The sequence below is a fragment of the Mesorhizobium sp. CU3 genome (assembly GCF_006442965.1).
GTDB lineage: Bacteria > Pseudomonadota > Alphaproteobacteria > Rhizobiales > Rhizobiaceae > Mesorhizobium.
Genome location: NZ_VFWX01000002.1, coordinates 319,165 through 335,385, shown reverse-complemented (window position 1 = coordinate 335,385; position 16,221 = coordinate 319,165). Strand labels below are relative to the sequence as shown.

The window sequence follows — 16,221 nt, the reverse complement described above, 5'->3', positions numbered from 1 at the left end:
CTACTCCTCCACCGGCTCCGGCGGATTGGCGTCGCGGCCCTTGCCGAAAGTGTAGCCGGTCTCGACCGCCTTGCGGCCGAACTTGTCGCGCAACGTGTCCATCGCGCCTTCGGCCAGCGCGCGTTTGCGAGACTGGATGTCGACCAGATCCGGCGGGTCGGCCTTCTCGTCGTCGGACAGATCGCTGACGCCGATGCCGAGCAAGCGGAATTTCGTGCCGTCCGTCTCGCGGCGCAACAGATCGAGACCGGTCTGGAAGATGCGGTCGGCGAGACGGGTCGGATCGCCGAGCTGGCGGTTGCGGGTGCGGGTCTTGAAATCCTGCGTCTTGAGCTTCAGCACCACCGTGCGCCCGGCGATGCCCGATTTCTTCAGCCGCGCCGAGACTTTTTCCGACAGGCCGCGCAGCACCGGCACCAGTTCGGACAAGGCGCCGATATCGTTGTCGAAGGTGGTTTCCGCCGACACGCTCTTGGCGTCGCCGCCAGGGTCGACGGGGCGATCGTCCTCGCCGCGCGAGAGCCGGTAGAGCCGGTCGCCCATCACGCCATAGCGGCGCATCAGGTCGCCGCGCTCCATGCGCTGCAGCTGCGCGATCATGCGGATGCCGTCGCGCTCCAGCGTCGCGGCAAGCGCCTTGCCGACGCCCCAGATCAAGGTCACCGGCTGCTCGGCGAGGAAGCTCGGTGCTTCGGCCTCGCCGATCACCGAAAAGCCGCGCGGCTTGCGGAAGTCCGAGGCTATCTTGGCGAGGAACTTGCAATAGGAGAGGCCGGCCGAAACGCTGATGCCGAGTTCTTTCTCCACGGTCTGCGCGAAGCGCGCCAGCACCAGCGCCGGCGGCATGCCATGCAGTTTTTCGGTGCCGGCGAGATCGAGGAACGCCTCGTCGATCGACAGCGGCTCGACCTGCGGCGTCAGCGCCAGCATAAGCGCGCGGACCTGGCGGCCGACGCCGACATATTTTTCCATGTTGGGCGGGATCACCACGGCTTCCGGGCAGAGTTCCAGCGCCTTGAACATCGGCATGGCCGAGCGCACGCCCTGGATGCGGGCGATGTAGCAGGCGGTGGAAACGACGCCGCGCCGGCCGCCGCCGACGATCACCGGCCTGTCCTTCAGCGCCGGATTGTCGCGCTTTTCGATCGCCGCATAGAAGGCGTCGCAGTCGATATGGGCGATGTGCAGGCCATAGAGCTCGGGATGGCGGACAAGGCGCGGGCTGCCGCAGCGCTCGCAGCGGCGCGTTTCCGAGCGCTGGAGCGCCAGGCAGTCACGGCAAAAACCGTGTTCGGGATTGTTGACAGGAGCCGCCATCGCTTCGAACATAAAGAGAACAAACGCAATGGTACGACAGCGCAGGGCCGGCAACAAGCTTGGCCTGGGGATGAACGCATGAGCACGACCATAGCCCCGCTTACGCCTGAACGCTGGGCCGATTTCGAGGACCTGTTCGGCAAGCAAGGCGCCTGCTACGGCTGTTGGTGCACGCATTTCCGGCTGGCGCCGGCCGAGCGCCGGGCCAGCGACAAGGAGCGCAACAAGGATCATATCAAAGCGCGCATCGAGGCCGGTCCGCCGCCTGGGCTTCTCGCCTTCGAGGACGGCGCGGCGGTCGGCTGGATGCAGATCGGCCCGCGCGCCGACGTGCCGGAGTGGAACAATCAGGGCAGGGGTTCGGCGCCGATCGACCCGGCCGACGCGAAGGATCCGGACGTCTGGGCGATTTCGTGTTTCTTCATCCGCGCCAAGGCGCGCGGCAGAGGCGTCAGCCACCAGCTTGTCGCGGGCGGCATCGCGTTTGCGCGCGACAACGGCGCGAGGTTGCTGGAGGCCTGCCCGATCGACCTGTCGCGCGATTCGCGCTCGATCGGGCTGTTCGTCGGCTCGTCGCGCGTGTTCGAGAAGGCCGGCTTCGAACGGCTCCTGGAGCGCAAGCCCGGCCGGCCGCTGATGCGGCTGATGCTTTAGCCGGATGCGCGTTTGGCCTACAGTCGGCGTCTTGCGGCTGTAACGCTTCTTGCCTACCAGAAGCAGATTGTTTCGTCTTCCGAGCCAACGGAGAAACCGACGTGAAGCGTATTTTGCCATTTGTTTTCGCCGTCGCGTTCAGCGCGCCCGCCTTCGCCCAGACCGTCGACAGCCAAGGTGCGAAAAAGCTTACCGACGATCTGGCGCATTATTTCGGCAGGCAGGGTTTCGATATCGGCCTGTTGAAGATCACCGCCGATGGCGACGCCTACAAGCTCGCCTTCGACTTCAAGCCGCTCGTCGCCCTGCTGGCAAAAGAGCAGTCGTTAAAGTTCGACGTCTCGCCCTATTCCATGCGGGCCAAACCTCGCCAGGATGGGCAGTGGGACGTTTCGGCAGACACGTCGCTAACAGGATCGCTTGATTTCACTGGTCCCAAGGGGCCGCAGCACGTCGACTTTTCCGTGTCGAACAACAAGTTCACGGGTGTGTATGATCCAGCCTTGGCGGCCTTCGTCAGCGCCACGGGCTCAATGGACGCCATGTCGATGAAAACCCGGGAGCCGACGCAAGAGGCCCATGTCTCTGCCGGCGCCGGCACCGCCACGATTACTTCGACAAAATCTGCGAATGGCGGCATCGATTTCACCATGGCGGAAAAGATCTTGGACTTTGCCGAAATCGTCCAAATCAACGATCCCGACAGAGGCTTGAATTTTCCGGTTACCCTCAACGCGCCGGAACTTTCAGTGACTGCAAACGGCAAGGGGGTTCGAACAAAGCCGCTACTGGATTTGCTTGCCTTTGCGGTCGCTAACGAAGACGAGGCAAAACTGAAAGCAAATCAGGCAGAATTCAAATCGCATCTCCTTGCCGTTTTGCCCGTCTGGGAAAGAATTGACGGGACGTACGCCTTCAAGAATTTCGCGATGGAGAGCCCAGTCGGTAAGTGGGGCGCGAAGCAATTGGATTTGGCCAGCGGCATGGACGGCGTCTCTCAGAACGGCAAGATCAACTATGCGATCAAGGCCTCCGGTCTGACGATCCCGCGGCAATTGCTCCCCGCCTGGACTGCTCCGCTGGTGCCGACAGACATCGACCTCAACTTCGGCGGCGCCAATATCGACCTCGATACGATGGCGAAGAAGGCGATCGAAGCCTTTGATCTCAATCAGAATCCGCCGCTATCGGACGAGTTCGGACAGGCTTTGGTCGCCGATTTCAAGGCCAAGAAGCCCAAAGTCGTGCTTGGCCACTCGACCGTGAAGAATGGCGATATCGAAGTTGCCATGGAGGGCGAGATGACGTTCCCGGGCGGCGAGAAGCCCGATGCGAGCGTGACCGTCGACGTGGCCGGCTACGACAAGATCGTCGATGCGCTCAAGGAAGCCGCCAAGAGCGATGAGCAAATGGCGCAGGCCTTCCCGTTCGCGCTTGCCGTCAAAGGATTTGGCAAGACGATGCCGGATGGTCGCCTGGAGTGGGTGATCGACACCAAAGCCGACGGCTCGGTCAAGGTGAACGGCGCCATGCTGAAAGGTCCGGACGCCGTCCAGGAGGCTGGCGGTGACCAGGACGGCGGCGGCGCCAACCTCAACGACAATTCGAGCGGCGATGACAACGCTACCGGGGGCGATGGCTCGGATGGCGGCGACAGCGGCGGGGCCGGCGCGAAGCTGCAGCCTTAGCCGCTGGCCTACAGGCCAAGCGCTGCCGCGATCTTCGGGGCCGCTTCTCGCCAGTCCTCGACCGAGATGATGTCCTCGGGCGTCGGCGGCAGGAAGGCGCGCAGCGAATTGTCGGCCATCAAGTGGAAGAGATGCGCGTCCGCCACGGAATGGCGCGCGGAGATCAGGTTGGCGGGCTGGTCGTCGACGAAGGCGACCGGCCGGCCTTTCAATCCTCGTAGTTTCGCAATGGCCGGCCCTTTCGCCATCTCCGTCGTCAGCAAAGGATAATCAAGGCCGAGCGCGTCGAGATGCGCCCGGCGCACGGCGCGATGCTTGTGCGGCATGGCTGTGAGCATGATGATCTCGGCATCCCGGCCCAACATCGCCAGCGCGTCCGCCGCGCCGTCGGCAATGCTTTGCCAATCGGCCTGAGCATCAAAGAAATCGCCAAGCAACTCTGTCACCTCCGGCTGCTCGATCAGCCGGCCTGTCGCCGTCTCGGCGATGTTGCCCGTGAGGCGGAAGGAGGCGAGCGTCAGCCCGAAGCCGCGCGACTTCAAAAAATGCGGGAAGGGCCGGATGAATTCGAGCACGACGTCGTCGACGTCGAGCACCAGCAGCGGCCGGTCGTCGGCGGACAGTTCCTCGATCTGGCGCGCCGTCTCGGGATCATCGCTCATGTCGAACGCTCGTGGTCGTCATTGCCAAGGGGAAGCGCGCGCAAGGCCTTGCCGACGGCTGCCGGTGGTGTTCCGGTCTCCTCGGAAAAGCGCAGCAGCGTCGGCTCGTGGGCAAGGATGAATTGCAGCACGCCGGCGAGAAAGCCAGGTTCGGCGGCGGCCCTGCGGATCGAACTCGCCTCGATACCGGTGATCGCCAGGAAGCGGGGCAGTAGTTCGGGGTCGGCGGCGACGAATCCAAGCGCCTTGACCGCAATCGATTCCGCTTCCTCGCGCATTGACGCTGCGTTCGCCATCATTACCTTTGGATGGTGGATTGGTTTTTGAGTCTCTCTCCGCAGTAACGGCAAGCGTCGCTTGCGGCAAGTCTCCGCGCTCTCCAGTACAACGCCACACAGTGGAAACCGAACGGGCTTTTCCCAACCTGCGGTTTCCGTTTCGTCAATCATATTGGCGTAAGTGGAGAAGGGTTGGATGCGATCCGGAAAGGGGCGCATGACGATTGTCTTCGCGGTGAAGGCGGTCGGGATGGGAAATTGATGGCTAAGAAGGTCATGATCGTCGAGGACAACGAGCTCAACATGAAGCTCTTTCGGGACCTCATCGAAGCCAGCGGTTACGACACGGTTCGCACCCGCAACGGGCTGGAGGCACTCGATCTCGCGCGCCAGCACCGCCCCGACCTGATCCTGATGGACATCCAACTGCCGGAAGTGTCCGGGCTGGAAGTCACCAAATGGCTCAAGGAAGACGACGAGTTGCACACCATTCCGGTCATCGCCGTTACGGCTTTCGCCATGAAGGGCGATGAAGAGCGCATTCGCCAGGGCGGATGCGAGGCTTACATCTCCAAGCCGATCTCGGTGCCGCGCTTCATCGAGACGATCAAATCCTATCTGGGCGACGCCTGATGACTGCCACCCGCCGAACCGGAGCCTGCTGAATGACCGCGCGGATCCTCGTCGTCGACGACATCCCGGCCAATGTGCGGCTTTTGGAGGTTCGGCTGCTGGCCGAATATTTCGAGGTGCTGACCGCCAATAACGGCCCGGACGCCATCGAAACCTGCGAGAATGGCAAGGTCGATGTCGTGCTGCTCGACGTGATGATGCCCGGCATGGACGGGTTCGAGGTCTGCAAGCGGCTGAAGAGCGATCCGGCCACCTCGCATATTCCAATCGTCATGGTCACCGCGCTCGACCAGGTTTCGGACCGGGTGCGCGGCCTCGAGGCCGGCGCCGACGATTTTCTGACCAAGCCGGTCAACGACCTGCAGCTGATGACGCGGGTGAAAAGCCTGGTCAGGCTCAAATCGCTGACCGACGAACTCAGGCTGCGCGCCTCGACCACCCGCAATATCGGCATCGAAGAGCTGCTGAGCCGCGATTTCGCGAACGAAGACGTCAGGCCGCGGGTGCTTCTCATCGACGAGCGCCGGTCCTCCGTCGAGCGCATCCAGAAGATGCTGCGCAATATCGCCGATCTCGACGTCGCGACCGAGCCGAATGCGGGTTTCTTCCAGGCGGCCGAGACTCCTTACGAGTGCGTACTGATCTCGACGGCCTTCGCCGACTTCGATGCGTTGCGGCTGTGCTCGCAACTGCGATCGCTTGACCGCACCCGCTTCCTGCCGATCATGCTGCTCGCCGACGAGGGCGAGGAAGGCCGTATCCTGCGCGGCCTGGAGCTTGGCATCAACGACTATCTTATCCGGCCGATCGACCAGCATGAGCTGACGGCGCGGCTGCGCACGCAGGTGCGGCGCAAGCGCTATAACGACCAGCTGCGCGCCAGCGTCGCCCAGACCATCGAGATGGCGGTTATCGACGGGCTGACCGGGCTGCACAATCGGCGTTACCTCGACAGCCATCTGCAGACTTTGTTCGATCGCGCCGTGGCGCGGCGGCGGCCGCTTTCGGTGATGATCACCGACCTCGACCGTTTCAAGTCGATCAACGACACGCACGGGCATGACGGCGGCGACGACGTGCTGCGCGAGTTCGCGAGAAGGCTGCGCAAGAATGTGCGCGGCATCGATCTCGCCTGCCGTTTCGGCGGCGAGGAGTTCGTGGTGGTGATGCCCGACACCGACGGCGAGGTCGCCGAGAAGGTGGCAGAGCGCATCCGCGCCGAGATCGCGCAGGCGCCTTTCGCGATCGGCAGCGACGGCAAGATGATCGAGGTCACGGTCAGCGTCGGGGTGTCCTCCCTGCTCAGGGGGGCCGACAGCGTCGCGGCATTGATGAAGCGTGCCGACCTCGCGCTCTACGAGGCCAAAAGCGGCGGCCGCAACCGGGTGGTGGCCAAAGCCGCCTAGGGCGGCAGGCCGATTCCCATGTCAATCCGGCAAGGTTAGGAATTTACCTTAACCCAAGCGAATCGCGAGCGGTGGTTAAGAAATGGTTGATTTTTATAAGTCTTTGCGCAAATCTGCACCGCATAGACCGAAGACGAGGCCGGCACGAGGGTAGACTGTCCGGCCCGATCCAAAAAATACCCCATGATGCTCAGGTCCGCCGCATCTCCTGGGTCCGTGGGGTCGGCCGGCCGGCGCTGGCACATAGTGGCCTCCTCGTACCGCTGCCAAACGCCGACCGGCCCCCTTTGCTCAAAAGCCGCACTCTTTCCAAAAGACCAATGTCGAAACCCTGCGCGAAGTAGGGGTGCCGACGCCGTTGCTGTCAGTTGTACCGCAAAACAAAAACGCCGCCCGGAGGGCGGCGCTCTGATATTCCGGGATAACCAGATTACTTGATCTTGGTTTCCTTGAACTCGACATGCTTCTTGGCGATCGGGTCGTACTTGCGGAACGACAGCTTGTCCGTCTTGGTACGGCTGTTCTTGCTGGTCACGTAGAAGAAACCGGTGTCAGCGGTCGACAGGAGCTTGATCTTGATGTTTGCGGCTTTGGCCATGATGTTCGTCCGTTAATGTTCGTGGAGTTTTGGCCGCTGGAGCACGGGGAAAACACCCGGACGCGGGAAACTTGGCGCGACACATAAAGAACGCACCCGGAAAGTCAAGCCCGGGCGCCCTTTTTGGCCATCAGCAAGGCCTGATCTGCCACGTCAGGCGTCGATCATCATGCCGGCCTTCTTCCAGTCGCCGGTGGTATTCCACCAGCGATTCGGATTGGCCTGGTCATCGAGGCCCTTCGAACGGCTGGCAAGCAGCGGCTGGATGCGGATCACCGGCTCCTGGTAGGAATGCACCTGGAATATCGCCTCGACGACGCGAGCCGCCAGCGCCTGGTCGTCGGCGATCTCGAACGACAATTCGACCGTGCCCGGGCGCCGGCGCAACTCCGTCTCGGCGCCGGCAGCGGCACCCTCCAGCGGACGGTAGCGCTCGATGCCTTGCGCCGACTGGTAGGCATTGCTGTCATATTTGCCCATGCGCAGCGGCGTGATCGCCTCGACCGCCGCCATGACGCGCTCGACATCAGCCGCTGGCGCCTGGAATGTGACGAGCAAAAGCAATTCCATCCTGAGGGATTTGGTTTCAAAGCCGCTGTCGATCATCGGTTCGTCCTCGCTCTTCCTGCGTTGGAGCGCAGCTATAGCAGGGGTGCTGCTGACACGGTGATGTCAGCATTGCCCAGCGCGGCAACCGGATTCCCTCAAAGAATTTTTCGCACCAGTCTGACGCTGACCAGCACCATATAGGCGGCAAAGAACAAGGCGAGCGACCAGCCAAAGCCGGAAGGGCCGAAGGCATCCATGCCGATGCCGATCGCCTGCGGGCCGATCACCATGCCGACGCCGTAGCAAAGCACGAAGGCGGCGTTGGCCGAGGCAAGCTCGTGGCCGGAAAGCTGCGAGCCCAGATGCGCCAGGCCGATCGTGTACATGGCCGCGACAACGCCACCCCAGACGAACAGGAGCGCGGCCATCAGGTGCCAGTTCTGCGCGAAGAACGGCATAAAGGCGGTTCCGATCAGCCCTACCGTGGCGCAGGTGAGAAGCAGGTAGCGCCGGTCTGAGACGCGGTCGCTGACCATGCCGATCGGGATCTGTAACAGAACGTTGCCGAGACCGATCATGGTCAAAAGCAGCGCCGCATCGGCTTCCGAATAGCCGATGCGGTTGCCATAGACTGGGAACAGCGCGAAGCCGCCTGTCTCGACCGCTCCAAAGACCAGCACGGCGAAGGTGGCGGTCGGCACCAGCCAGATGTAGCGCAGGAAGTGGCTGGTTTCGCTGTCGGCGACGATCGCAGGGCTCTCCTTGCGTGCCGCAAGGACCGGGATGGCGGCGAGCGTCACCAAAACGATGATGACACCAAAGGGTCTGAAACCCGAGCTTCCGAGATGGGCGAAAAGCCATGGCCCGGCGGCGAAGCCGAGCGACAAGACGGTGGCGTATATGCCGAGCACCAGGCCGCGCCGCTGCGGAGGCGCGGAGGTGCTGATCCAGAACTCCGACAGGATGAACAGCACCGTCAGCGAAATGTGCAGCACGACGCGCAGCGGAAACCACATCCAGAAATCGGGCGCGAAATGGAAGCCGACAAAAGCAAGCGCGCCGATGAAAATCATCCACAGCATGGTCCAGGCGACACCGAGGCGCATGGCCAAAGGAGTGGCGAGCGGCGCGCCGGCGATCGAGGCGAGGCCCGCAACTGCCGTGTTTAGGCCGATCATGGAGGCCGAGTGGCCGCGGCTTTCCAGGATGACGCTGAGCAGCGGCATGCCAAGCCCGATGGCGATGCCGACGACGCTGATCGAGGAGATCGCGGCGATCATCGGCAGCCAATGGACGCGTTCGTCGCCCTGTTGTTGGGTATCGACCGTCATGAGATCAAAAACGCTCTGCTTCTAAAGGACTTCGCGGACAAATCGGCTGCGGACAAGCCGGAAGAACGGCACGGCGCCCCCCGGGCGCAGCAAGGGGTCATCGGCGAGCCGCTGTTCCAGTTCTTCCAGGATCATGCGGGTGATATCGGGAATGTCGGCCTTGCGCGCTTCGGCAAGGGGTAGCCAGACCAGTTCTTCCAGCTCGTTGGTCGGGCCGCCGCCGGGTAATTCCACGGCGACATCGCCGCGCCAGGCTGCGAAGAAGCGGGTGTCGAAGCGGCGCACGCGGTTCGGCGGGGTGATTGCGCGGGCGATGAAGCGCAACGCATCGAGCGAAGGGGCCACGCCATGGTCGACGAAGCCCTGCCAGTCGCGCTTGGTCGTCGCGAAGGGCCTCTTGCGGCCGATCAGCAGGCCAGCTTCCTCATAGGTCTCGCGGACGGCCGACAGGGCGATGGCACGCGCCCGCGCTGCATTGGTACGGCCAGGGCCGACGGCGAGCTTGGCCTCGATCTCGCCATGCAGCGGCGCGGCGACCGGAATGCGGCTGTCGGCGGGATCGGTGCGGCCGCCGGGAAAGACGAATTTACCGGGCATGAAGGCATGGCCGGCGTGGCGGCGGCCCATCAGCACCACGAAGTCACCGCCACTGCGGTCGAGCAGGATCAGCGTCGCGGCATCGCGCGGACGCAGCGCCCGGCCGCTGCGCACGGCCAGGCCTTTATCGAGCTTGTCGACATCCGCCTTGGTCATTCCTTTCATGCGCTCGACCTAGCGGAAACTTCCCGAATGCGAAAGTGGCTTGCGCCTCCGTGCCTTTGAACCAGCCTGGAAAGCAGTGCGTTGCTGCGATTTGTCAATGCGCTTCGAACTCGTCCTTCTCGCCACCGAAGCCGTGCATATAGAGCGCCCATTGCAAACCGATGACGGCGCCTTTGACCGGCTGCAGCAGCGCCAGCGACAGAATGATTGTCAGCGGTACCCAGATCAGCGCATGCTGCCAGGTGGACAGCGTGCTGGTCGCCTCCACAGCCATGAAGGCGCCGAGCACGACATGGCCGACAATGACGATCACCAGATAGGCAGGCAGATCGTCGGCGCGATGGTGGTGGATCTCCTCGCCGCAGACGCTGCAGGTGTCGACGGTCTTGGTGAAGCCGCGAAACAGCTTGCCTTCGCCGCAGCGCGGGCAGCGGCCGAGCAGGCCGCGCTTGATCGCCGTCCACAGCGGGCGCGCGACGCGGCCCGAATGATGCTCGCCGCCGAAAACCTGCTGCTCCATTTCCATTTCGTTTGGCATTCAACGTCTCCTGCCGCGCGGACCGACACGCGATTGCGACGCGCGGGCGCGGCCCTTTGCCTTGTGGAACGACCGCTTCGAGCCGGGCAGGGGCTTCGGGTCGGTTAGCATCTCGAAACGCATCGCGCCGGCCATGGGTGCTACCTCGACCAGCCGGACCTCGACGCGATCGGCAAGCTGATAGCCCTTGCCGGTACGCTCTCCGTACAGCGATCGGGCGGTTTCGTCGTATATATAGTAATCGCCGCCCAGAGTTGACACCGGGATGAAACCATCGGCGCCGAACTGCGGCAATTGGACAAAGAGTCCAGCCTTGGTGACGCCGGAAATACGCGCATCGAAGGTGTCGTTGACGCGTTCGGCAAGATAGGCAGCGATCAAGCGGTCGACCGTGTCGCGCTCGGCCGCCATGGCGCGGCGTTCCGTCGCCGAAATCAGCGCGGCGACCTCTTCCAGCCGGTCGGCCTCGGCTTGCGTCAGGCCGCCGGGGCCGAGACCGAGTGCGGCGATCAGCCCGCGATGCACGATCAAATCGGCATAGCGGCGGATCGGCGAGGTGAAATGCGCGTAGCGCCTGAGGTTGAGGCCGAAATGGCCGATGTTCTTAGGCGAATATTCGGCCTGGCTCTGCGAGCGCAGCACCACCTCGTTGACCAGCGCCTCGTTGTCGGCGCCGCGCACGCGCTCCAGGATCGAGTTGAACTGGCTCGGCCGCATCTGCGCGCCGCGCGCCAGCGACAGGCTCAGCGTCTGCAGGAACTCGCGCAGCGATTCCTGCTTGGCCAGCGACGGCGCATCGTGGATGCGGTAGACCAGCGGCTCCTTCTTGCCTTCCAGCGTTTCGGCGGCCGCGACATTGGCCTGGATCATGAATTCCTCAATGAGCTTATGCGCATCGAGGCGTTCCGGCACGATGACGCGATCGACCGTGCCGTCGGCTTTGAGCAGGATCTTGCGCTCCGGCAGGTCGAGTTCGAGCGGTTGGCGGGCATCGCGGCCGCGCTTCAGCACGACATAGGCGTCCCATAGCGGCTTCAGGACGCTGTTGAGGATCGGCCGCGTCTTGTCGTCCGGCACGCCGTCGATCGCGGCCTGCGCCTGCGGATAGGCGAGCTTTGCCTTCGACTTCATCATGACGCGGTGGAAGGAGTGGCGCAGCTTGCGGCCCTCGGCCGAAAAGGTCATGCGCACCGCGATCGCCGGCCGGTCCTCGCCTTCGCGCAGCGAGCAGAGGTCGTTGGAGATGCGCTCGGGCAGCATCGGCACGACGCGGTCCGGGAAATAGACCGAATTGCCGCGCTTCAGTGCCTCGCGGTCGAGGGCTGTATCGTAGCTGACATAGGCCGCGACATCGGCGATCGCCACAGTGGCGATGACGCCGCCGGGGTTCTTCTCGTCCGTGTCGGGCGTGGCGAAGACCGCGTCGTCATGGTCCTTGGCGTCGGCCGGATCGATCGTGACCAGCGGCAGGTCGCGCCAGTCCTCGCGGTGTTCCATCGTGGCCGGCTTCACCACATTCGCCTCGGCGATGACGTCGGCCGGGAAGATATGCGGGATGTCGTGTGCGTGGATGGCGATCATAGAGACCGCCTTCTCGCTGGTCAGCGAGCCCAGCACCGCCAGCACTTTCGCCCGCGGCAGGCCGTAGCGGGAAGCCCGCGCCGGCTCGACTTCGACCAGGTCGCCGTTCCTGGCGCCGTTCTGGAATTCCTTGTCGACGATCAACTCGGGCTGGCGGCGTTCGACCGGCTCGATGCGGAGCGTGCCGTCCTTGAGCACGCGGAAGACGCCGAGCACCGCATCGCTGCGCTTCTCGAAGACCTTCATCACCCGGCCGGTATAGGCGGGACCCGACGGATCGTCGGCCGGGAAGGTCTTTGCCAGCACACGGTCGCCGATGCCGGGCACCGGCCCGCTGGCGCCGCGCGAGATGCGGATGGCGATCACCGGCGGCGCGCCGTTGCCGGCATGCTCGGTCGGATGCGCCAGAAGCACGCCGTCGGCGTCGCGGCCAAAGATATCGAGCACGGCGACATGGGGCACGGCGCCGGCGCGGCTGAGCCGCTTGCGCTCCTTGGTCAGCAGGCCTTCGTCCTGCAGGTCGCGCAGCATGTCCTTCAGCCAGACGCGGTCGTCGCCGCGCAGCGCAAAAGCCTTGGCGATTTCGCGTTTTCCCGAGCGGTCCGGATTTTCGGCGATGTAGCGCAGGAGCTCGTCACGCGAAGGCCGGTAGTCGTCCTTGACCTTGGCTCTCGTGTCGGCGGTGCGCGGATCGCCGTGGCTTCGTCCGGAGATCCTGCGCGCCACGTCCCGCTACCCCTTCTTCGCGCCCCGGCGGAACGGTTTCTTGCCGCCTCCGCCCTTGGCTTCCTTTTCGGCGATCAGGGCGAGCGCCTCTTCCATCGTCACCGATTGCGGGTCCTTGCCCTTGGGCAGCGTCGCATTGACCTTGCCGTAATTGACATAGGGCCCGTATTTGCCGTCGCGTACGACGATCTTGCCGCCGCCGTCGGGATGGTCGCCGAGCTCCTTGAGCGCCGCGGGCGTCGAGCCGTTGCGGCCGCCCTTGCCCTTCTGCTGCTTCTCGGCGATCACCGATACGGCGCGATTCAAGCCGATCGAGAACACATCCTCGATGCTTTCGAGATTGGCATAGGTGCCGTCGTGCAGCACGAACGGGCCGTAGCGGCCGAGGCCGGCCGAGATCATCTTGCCGCTCTCGGGGTGCTTGCCGACGTCGCGAGGCAGCGCCAGCAGCGCCAGCGCCTTCTCGTGGTCGATCGTTTCCGGCGTCCAGCCCTTGGGCAGGCTGGAGCGCTTGGCGTCCTTGCCTTCGCCGCGCTGGATGTAGGGACCGAAACGGCCGCTTCTGAGCGTGATCTCTTCGGCCGTGTAAGGGTCCTTGCCGAGCAGCTTGACGCCGTCGTCGCCATTGCCGTTTTCGCCGTTCGGATTGGCGGCGTCGCCGAGCTGGCGGGTGTAGGAGCACTCCGGATAGTTCGAGCAGCCGACGAAGGCGCCGAACTTGCCGAGCTTGAGCGACAGGTTGCCTGAGCCGCATTTCGGGCAGATGCGCGGGTTGGAGCCGTCCTCGCGCTCCGGGAACACCAGCGGCGCCAGCTCGTCGTTGAGCGCATCGAGCACGTCGGTGACGCGCAGTTCCTTGATGTCGTCGACGGCGCCGGAAAAATCCTTCCAGAAGTCGCGCAGCACGTCCTTCCAGGCGAGCTTGCCGTCGGAGATCTCGTCGAGCTTTTCTTCCAGCGAAGCGGTGAAGTCGTATTCGACGTAACGCTCGAAGAAACTTTCGAGGAAGGCCGAGAGCAGCCGGCCCTTGGCCTGCGGCACCAGCTTGCGCCGGTCGATGGTGACGTAGTCGCGGTCCTCGAGCGTCTTCAGGATCGCAGTGTAGGTCGAGGGACGGCCGATGCCGAGCTCTTCCAGCTTCTTGATCAGCGAGGCTTCCGAGTAGCGCGGCGGCGGCTCGGTGGTGTGCTGCGTGGCGTTGATCGCCTGGCGGGCAAGCTGTTCGCCGGCGCGGATCTCCGGCAGGCGGCGGCTTTCCTCGTCCTCGGCGTCCTCGTCCTTCTGGTCGGTATAGGCGGCGATGAAGCCGTCGAAGCGGACGACCGAGCCGACGGCGCGCAGTTCGGCGGTGCGGGCGCCGTTGACCGCTTCGATCTCGACCGTGGTGCGCTCGATCTCGGCCGGCTGCATCTGGCTGGCGATGGCGCGCTTCCAGATCAACTCGTAGAGGCGGGCCTGGTCGGCGTCGAGATATTGCCGCACCGAAGCCGGCGTGCGGCGGAAATCGGTCGGGCGGATCGCCTCATGCGCTTCCTGTGCGTTCTTGGCCTTGGTGGTGTAGAAACGCGGCTTTTCCGGCAGGTATTTCGCGCCGAACTCGCTGACGATTGCGCTGCGGGCAGCCTCGATCGCCTCGGGCGCCATCTGCACGCCGTCGGTTCGCATATAGGTGATCAGGCCGGCGGTCTCGCCGCCGACATCCATGCCTTCATAGAGCTTTTGCGCGACCTGCATGGTGCGCGTGGCCGAGAAGCCGAGCCCGGAGGAGGCGGCCTGCTGCAGCGTCGAGGTGGTGAAGGGCGGGCCAGGGTTGCGTTTGGTCGGCTTGGCCTCGACCGAAAGCGCCTTGAAGAGCGCGCCTTCGAGCATCGCTTTGATGTCGTCGGCCTGCGCCTTGTTGGCGATATCGAGCTTTTGCAGCTTCTTGCCGGCAAAGGCGGTCAGCCGGGCTTCAAAGCTGTCGTTGCGCGGCGTGTTGAGGATTGCGGCGATCTGCCAGTATTCCTCGCGGATGAAGCGCTCGATCTCGGATTCGCGGTCGCAGACAAGGCGTAGCGCCACCGATTGCACGCGGCCGGCCGAGCGGGCGCCCGGCAGCTTGCGCCACAGCACCGGCGATAGCGTGAAGCCGACCAGATAATCCAGTGCACGGCGGGCGAGATAGGCGTCGACCAGCGGCGCATCGATCTGGCGCGGATTGGCCATGGCGTCCAACACCGAGGCCTTGGTGATGGCGTTGAAGACGACGCGGCTGACCGGCTTGTCCTTAAGCGCCCGCTTCTGCTTCAGCACTTCCAGCACGTGCCAGGAAATCGCCTCGCCCTCGCGATCAGGGTCGGTGGCGAGGATCAGGCCGTCGGCATCCTTGACCGCCTTGGCGATGTCGGCGAGGCGCTTGCCGGAAGCGGTGTCAACCGACCAGGACATGGCGAAATCCTCGTCCGGGCGCACCGAGCCATCCTTGGCCGGCAAATCACGGACATGGCCGAACGAGGCAAGGACCTTATAGTTCTTGCCGAGGTATTTGTTGATTGTCTTTGCCTTGGCCGGCGATTCGACGACGACGACGTCCATGAGGTCTCTTAATCTGCTGTGAGGCGGCGGAAGGAAACTCCGCGGCGCACGACGAAATCCCACTCTTTTCGTCGCTCACATGGCCGCGCTTTTGCCATCGGTCAAGGGGAAGCTGGCAAATTGCGGAGAGCTTGCCGACGATACACTCTTAGAGTGTATGGCAAAGATCACATTTTTGGGGATGGCGCGGCCCGCCTTTCCGATCAGGCGGGATCGGGGCGTGCGCTCGTGTCGCAAGTCGATCGTCGAACCGGCCCGGATCGCAAAAGGACCGCCGGCTGCCGGATCGCGAAGGATCCGGCAGCCACCCTCCAGCCAGGCGGTGGCGAGGGGCAGGTTCAATCGGCCCAGACTTCAATCGGGCTTCACTTCAATCGGCCCTGACTTCAATCGGCCCTGACTTCAATCGGCCTTGACGACGTGCCAGGCGCCGGCGACGCCTTCGCCGGTCATGTCGCCGGCCTTCTTGTCCTTGACGAAGGTGTAGACCGGCTTGCCGTCATAAGCCCACATCTTGGAACCGTCTGTGCGGTCGATGACAGTCCATTCGTCGTCGGCCTTGGCGTCGGCCTCGGCCTTCAGCGGCGGCCAGTTGGCGGCGCATTTGTCGTAGCAGTTGGACTTGCCCTTCTCGTCCTTGTCGAAGGTGTAAAGCGTCATGCCGTTGGCGTCGGTATAGATCTTTGTGCCGCCGACTTCGGCTTCCTTCCAGGCCTCGGCGGCATGGGACGCGGCGGTGCCGAGCAGAAGGGCGGCAAACCCGAGTGCGATCGTTTTCATGACAATCTCCCTGAGAATAAGCGCGCGGCAAATCGCGCGCTCATCCGGTGAACGCTTCGACGGCGCCGTTTCTTCCTCGCGACCATGCGCCACACAATGGTGATTGGCAGGCCGGCGTCCGCGTCGCTATATCGACGCCACATC

Annotated in this window: 16 protein-coding genes; 4 read left to right on the top strand and 12 right to left on the bottom strand. The window is 63.9% G+C overall.

What is annotated here, in order from left to right:
- Entirely contained in the window at window positions 1–1,329 is a 1,329-nt protein-coding gene (locus FJ988_RS05080) for a DNA polymerase IV (RefSeq protein WP_140815662.1), read from the bottom strand.
- A gap of 66 nt (window positions 1,330–1,395) precedes the next feature.
- On the opposite strand from FJ988_RS05080, the gene FJ988_RS05075 reads away from it, so the two are divergent.
- Together FJ988_RS05075 and FJ988_RS05070 are read left to right on the top strand one after the other, a co-directional pair.
- On the top strand, window positions 1,396–1,971 hold the full coding sequence (locus FJ988_RS05075) for a GNAT family N-acetyltransferase (RefSeq protein WP_140815661.1): 576 nt from the start codon (window positions 1,396–1,398) through the stop codon (window positions 1,969–1,971).
- 101 nt (window positions 1,972–2,072) lie between these two features.
- The gene (locus FJ988_RS05070) at window positions 2,073–3,659 is read left to right on the top strand and encodes a DUF2125 domain-containing protein (protein WP_140815660.1); all 1,587 of its coding nucleotides are present in this window, start codon (window positions 2,073–2,075) and stop codon (window positions 3,657–3,659) included.
- 8 nt (window positions 3,660–3,667) lie between these two features.
- Here the strand turns inward: FJ988_RS05070 and FJ988_RS05065 are convergent, their stop codons facing one another.
- The gene (locus FJ988_RS05065) at window positions 3,668–4,321 is read right to left on the bottom strand and encodes a hypothetical protein (protein WP_140815659.1); all 654 of its coding nucleotides are present in this window, start codon (window positions 4,319–4,321) and stop codon (window positions 3,668–3,670) included.
- Complete coding sequence (locus tag FJ988_RS05060) at window positions 4,318–4,617, bottom strand: DUF3572 domain-containing protein (RefSeq protein ID WP_140815860.1); 300 nt, start codon at window positions 4,615–4,617, stop codon at window positions 4,318–4,320. Before FJ988_RS05060 ends, FJ988_RS05065 begins: the two co-directional genes overlap by 4 nt.
- 243 nt (window positions 4,618–4,860) lie before the next feature.
- Between FJ988_RS05060 and FJ988_RS05055 the strand changes: the two genes are divergently transcribed.
- Both FJ988_RS05055 and FJ988_RS05050 read left to right on the top strand, forming a co-directional pair.
- Complete coding sequence (locus FJ988_RS05055; protein ID WP_140815658.1) at window positions 4,861–5,232, top strand: response regulator; 372 nt, start codon at window positions 4,861–4,863, stop codon at window positions 5,230–5,232.
- Window positions 5,233–5,264: 32 nt separating this feature from the next.
- Complete coding sequence (locus FJ988_RS05050) at window positions 5,265–6,638, top strand: PleD family two-component system response regulator (RefSeq protein WP_140815657.1); 1,374 nt, start codon at window positions 5,265–5,267, stop codon at window positions 6,636–6,638.
- Window positions 6,639–7,068: 430 nt separating this feature from the next.
- Here FJ988_RS05050 and rpmG read toward each other — a convergent pair whose 3' ends face one another.
- From rpmG to FJ988_RS05000, 9 genes are all read right to left on the bottom strand, one after another.
- On the bottom strand, window positions 7,069–7,236 hold the full coding sequence (rpmG, locus tag FJ988_RS05040; protein ID WP_040995604.1) for a 50S ribosomal protein L33: 168 nt from the start codon (window positions 7,234–7,236) through the stop codon (window positions 7,069–7,071).
- Between the two features lie 153 nt (window positions 7,237–7,389).
- Window positions 7,390–7,842, bottom strand: coding sequence for a hypothetical protein (locus tag FJ988_RS05035; RefSeq protein WP_140815656.1), 453 nt, complete (start codon window positions 7,840–7,842; stop codon window positions 7,390–7,392).
- Between the two features lie 98 nt (window positions 7,843–7,940).
- On the bottom strand, window positions 7,941–9,116 hold the full coding sequence (locus tag FJ988_RS05030) for an MFS transporter (protein ID WP_140815655.1): 1,176 nt from the start codon (window positions 9,114–9,116) through the stop codon (window positions 7,941–7,943).
- Window positions 9,117–9,137: 21 nt separating this feature from the next.
- Window positions 9,138–9,878, bottom strand: coding sequence for an NUDIX hydrolase (locus FJ988_RS05025; RefSeq protein WP_140815654.1), 741 nt, complete (start codon window positions 9,876–9,878; stop codon window positions 9,138–9,140).
- Between the two features lie 94 nt (window positions 9,879–9,972).
- A complete protein-coding gene (locus FJ988_RS05020; RefSeq protein WP_407067764.1) occupies window positions 9,973–10,398 on the bottom strand; it encodes a DUF983 domain-containing protein in 426 nt (141 codons plus the stop codon).
- 18 nt (window positions 10,399–10,416) lie between these two features.
- Complete coding sequence (rnr, locus tag FJ988_RS05015) at window positions 10,417–12,723, bottom strand: ribonuclease R (RefSeq protein WP_140815652.1); 2,307 nt, start codon at window positions 12,721–12,723, stop codon at window positions 10,417–10,419.
- A gap of 6 nt (window positions 12,724–12,729) precedes the next feature.
- The gene (topA, locus tag FJ988_RS05010) at window positions 12,730–15,297 is read right to left on the bottom strand and encodes a type I DNA topoisomerase (RefSeq protein WP_140815651.1); all 2,568 of its coding nucleotides are present in this window, start codon (window positions 15,295–15,297) and stop codon (window positions 12,730–12,732) included.
- A 75-nt stretch (window positions 15,298–15,372) separates the two neighbouring features.
- A complete protein-coding gene (locus FJ988_RS05005; RefSeq protein WP_140815650.1) occupies window positions 15,373–15,639 on the bottom strand; it encodes a hypothetical protein in 267 nt (88 codons plus the stop codon).
- 60 nt (window positions 15,640–15,699) lie between these two features.
- Entirely contained in the window at window positions 15,700–16,077 is a 378-nt protein-coding gene (locus FJ988_RS05000) for a hypothetical protein (RefSeq protein ID WP_140815649.1), read from the bottom strand.
- Window positions 16,078–16,221: the final 144 nt, after the last annotated feature.

Excerpts from the sequence above, each read along its gene's own strand:
- FJ988_RS05080 (WP_140815662.1), bottom strand. The coding sequence starts at position 1,329 with ATGTTCGAAGCGATGGCGGCTCCTGTCAACAATCCCGAACACGGTTTT.
- FJ988_RS05075 (WP_140815661.1), top strand. The coding sequence starts at position 1,396 with ATGAGCACGACCATAGCCCCGCTTACGCCTGAACGCTGGGCCGATTTC.
- FJ988_RS05065 (WP_140815659.1), bottom strand. The coding sequence starts at position 4,321 with ATGAGCGATGATCCCGAGACGGCGCGCCAGATCGAGGAACTGTCCGCC.
- FJ988_RS05060 (WP_140815860.1), bottom strand. The coding sequence starts at position 4,617 with ATGGCGAACGCAGCGTCAATGCGCGAGGAAGCGGAATCGATTGCGGTC.
- FJ988_RS05055 (WP_140815658.1), top strand. The coding sequence starts at position 4,861 with ATGGCTAAGAAGGTCATGATCGTCGAGGACAACGAGCTCAACATGAAG.
- FJ988_RS05050 (WP_140815657.1), top strand. The coding sequence starts at position 5,265 with ATGACCGCGCGGATCCTCGTCGTCGACGACATCCCGGCCAATGTGCGG.
- rpmG (WP_040995604.1), bottom strand. The coding sequence starts at position 7,236 with ATGGCCAAAGCCGCAAACATCAAGATCAAGCTCCTGTCGACCGCTGAC.
- FJ988_RS05035 (WP_140815656.1), bottom strand. The coding sequence starts at position 7,842 with ATGATCGACAGCGGCTTTGAAACCAAATCCCTCAGGATGGAATTGCTT.
- FJ988_RS05030 (WP_140815655.1), bottom strand. The coding sequence starts at position 9,116 with ATGACGGTCGATACCCAACAACAGGGCGACGAACGCGTCCATTGGCTG.
- FJ988_RS05025 (WP_140815654.1), bottom strand. The coding sequence starts at position 9,878 with ATGAAAGGAATGACCAAGGCGGATGTCGACAAGCTCGATAAAGGCCTG.
- FJ988_RS05020 (WP_407067764.1), bottom strand. The coding sequence starts at position 10,398 with ATGGAGCAGCAGGTTTTCGGCGGCGAGCATCATTCGGGCCGCGTCGCG.
- topA (WP_140815651.1), bottom strand. The coding sequence starts at position 15,297 with ATGGACGTCGTCGTCGTCGAATCGCCGGCCAAGGCAAAGACAATCAAC.
- FJ988_RS05000 (WP_140815649.1), bottom strand. The coding sequence starts at position 16,077 with ATGAAAACGATCGCACTCGGGTTTGCCGCCCTTCTGCTCGGCACCGCC.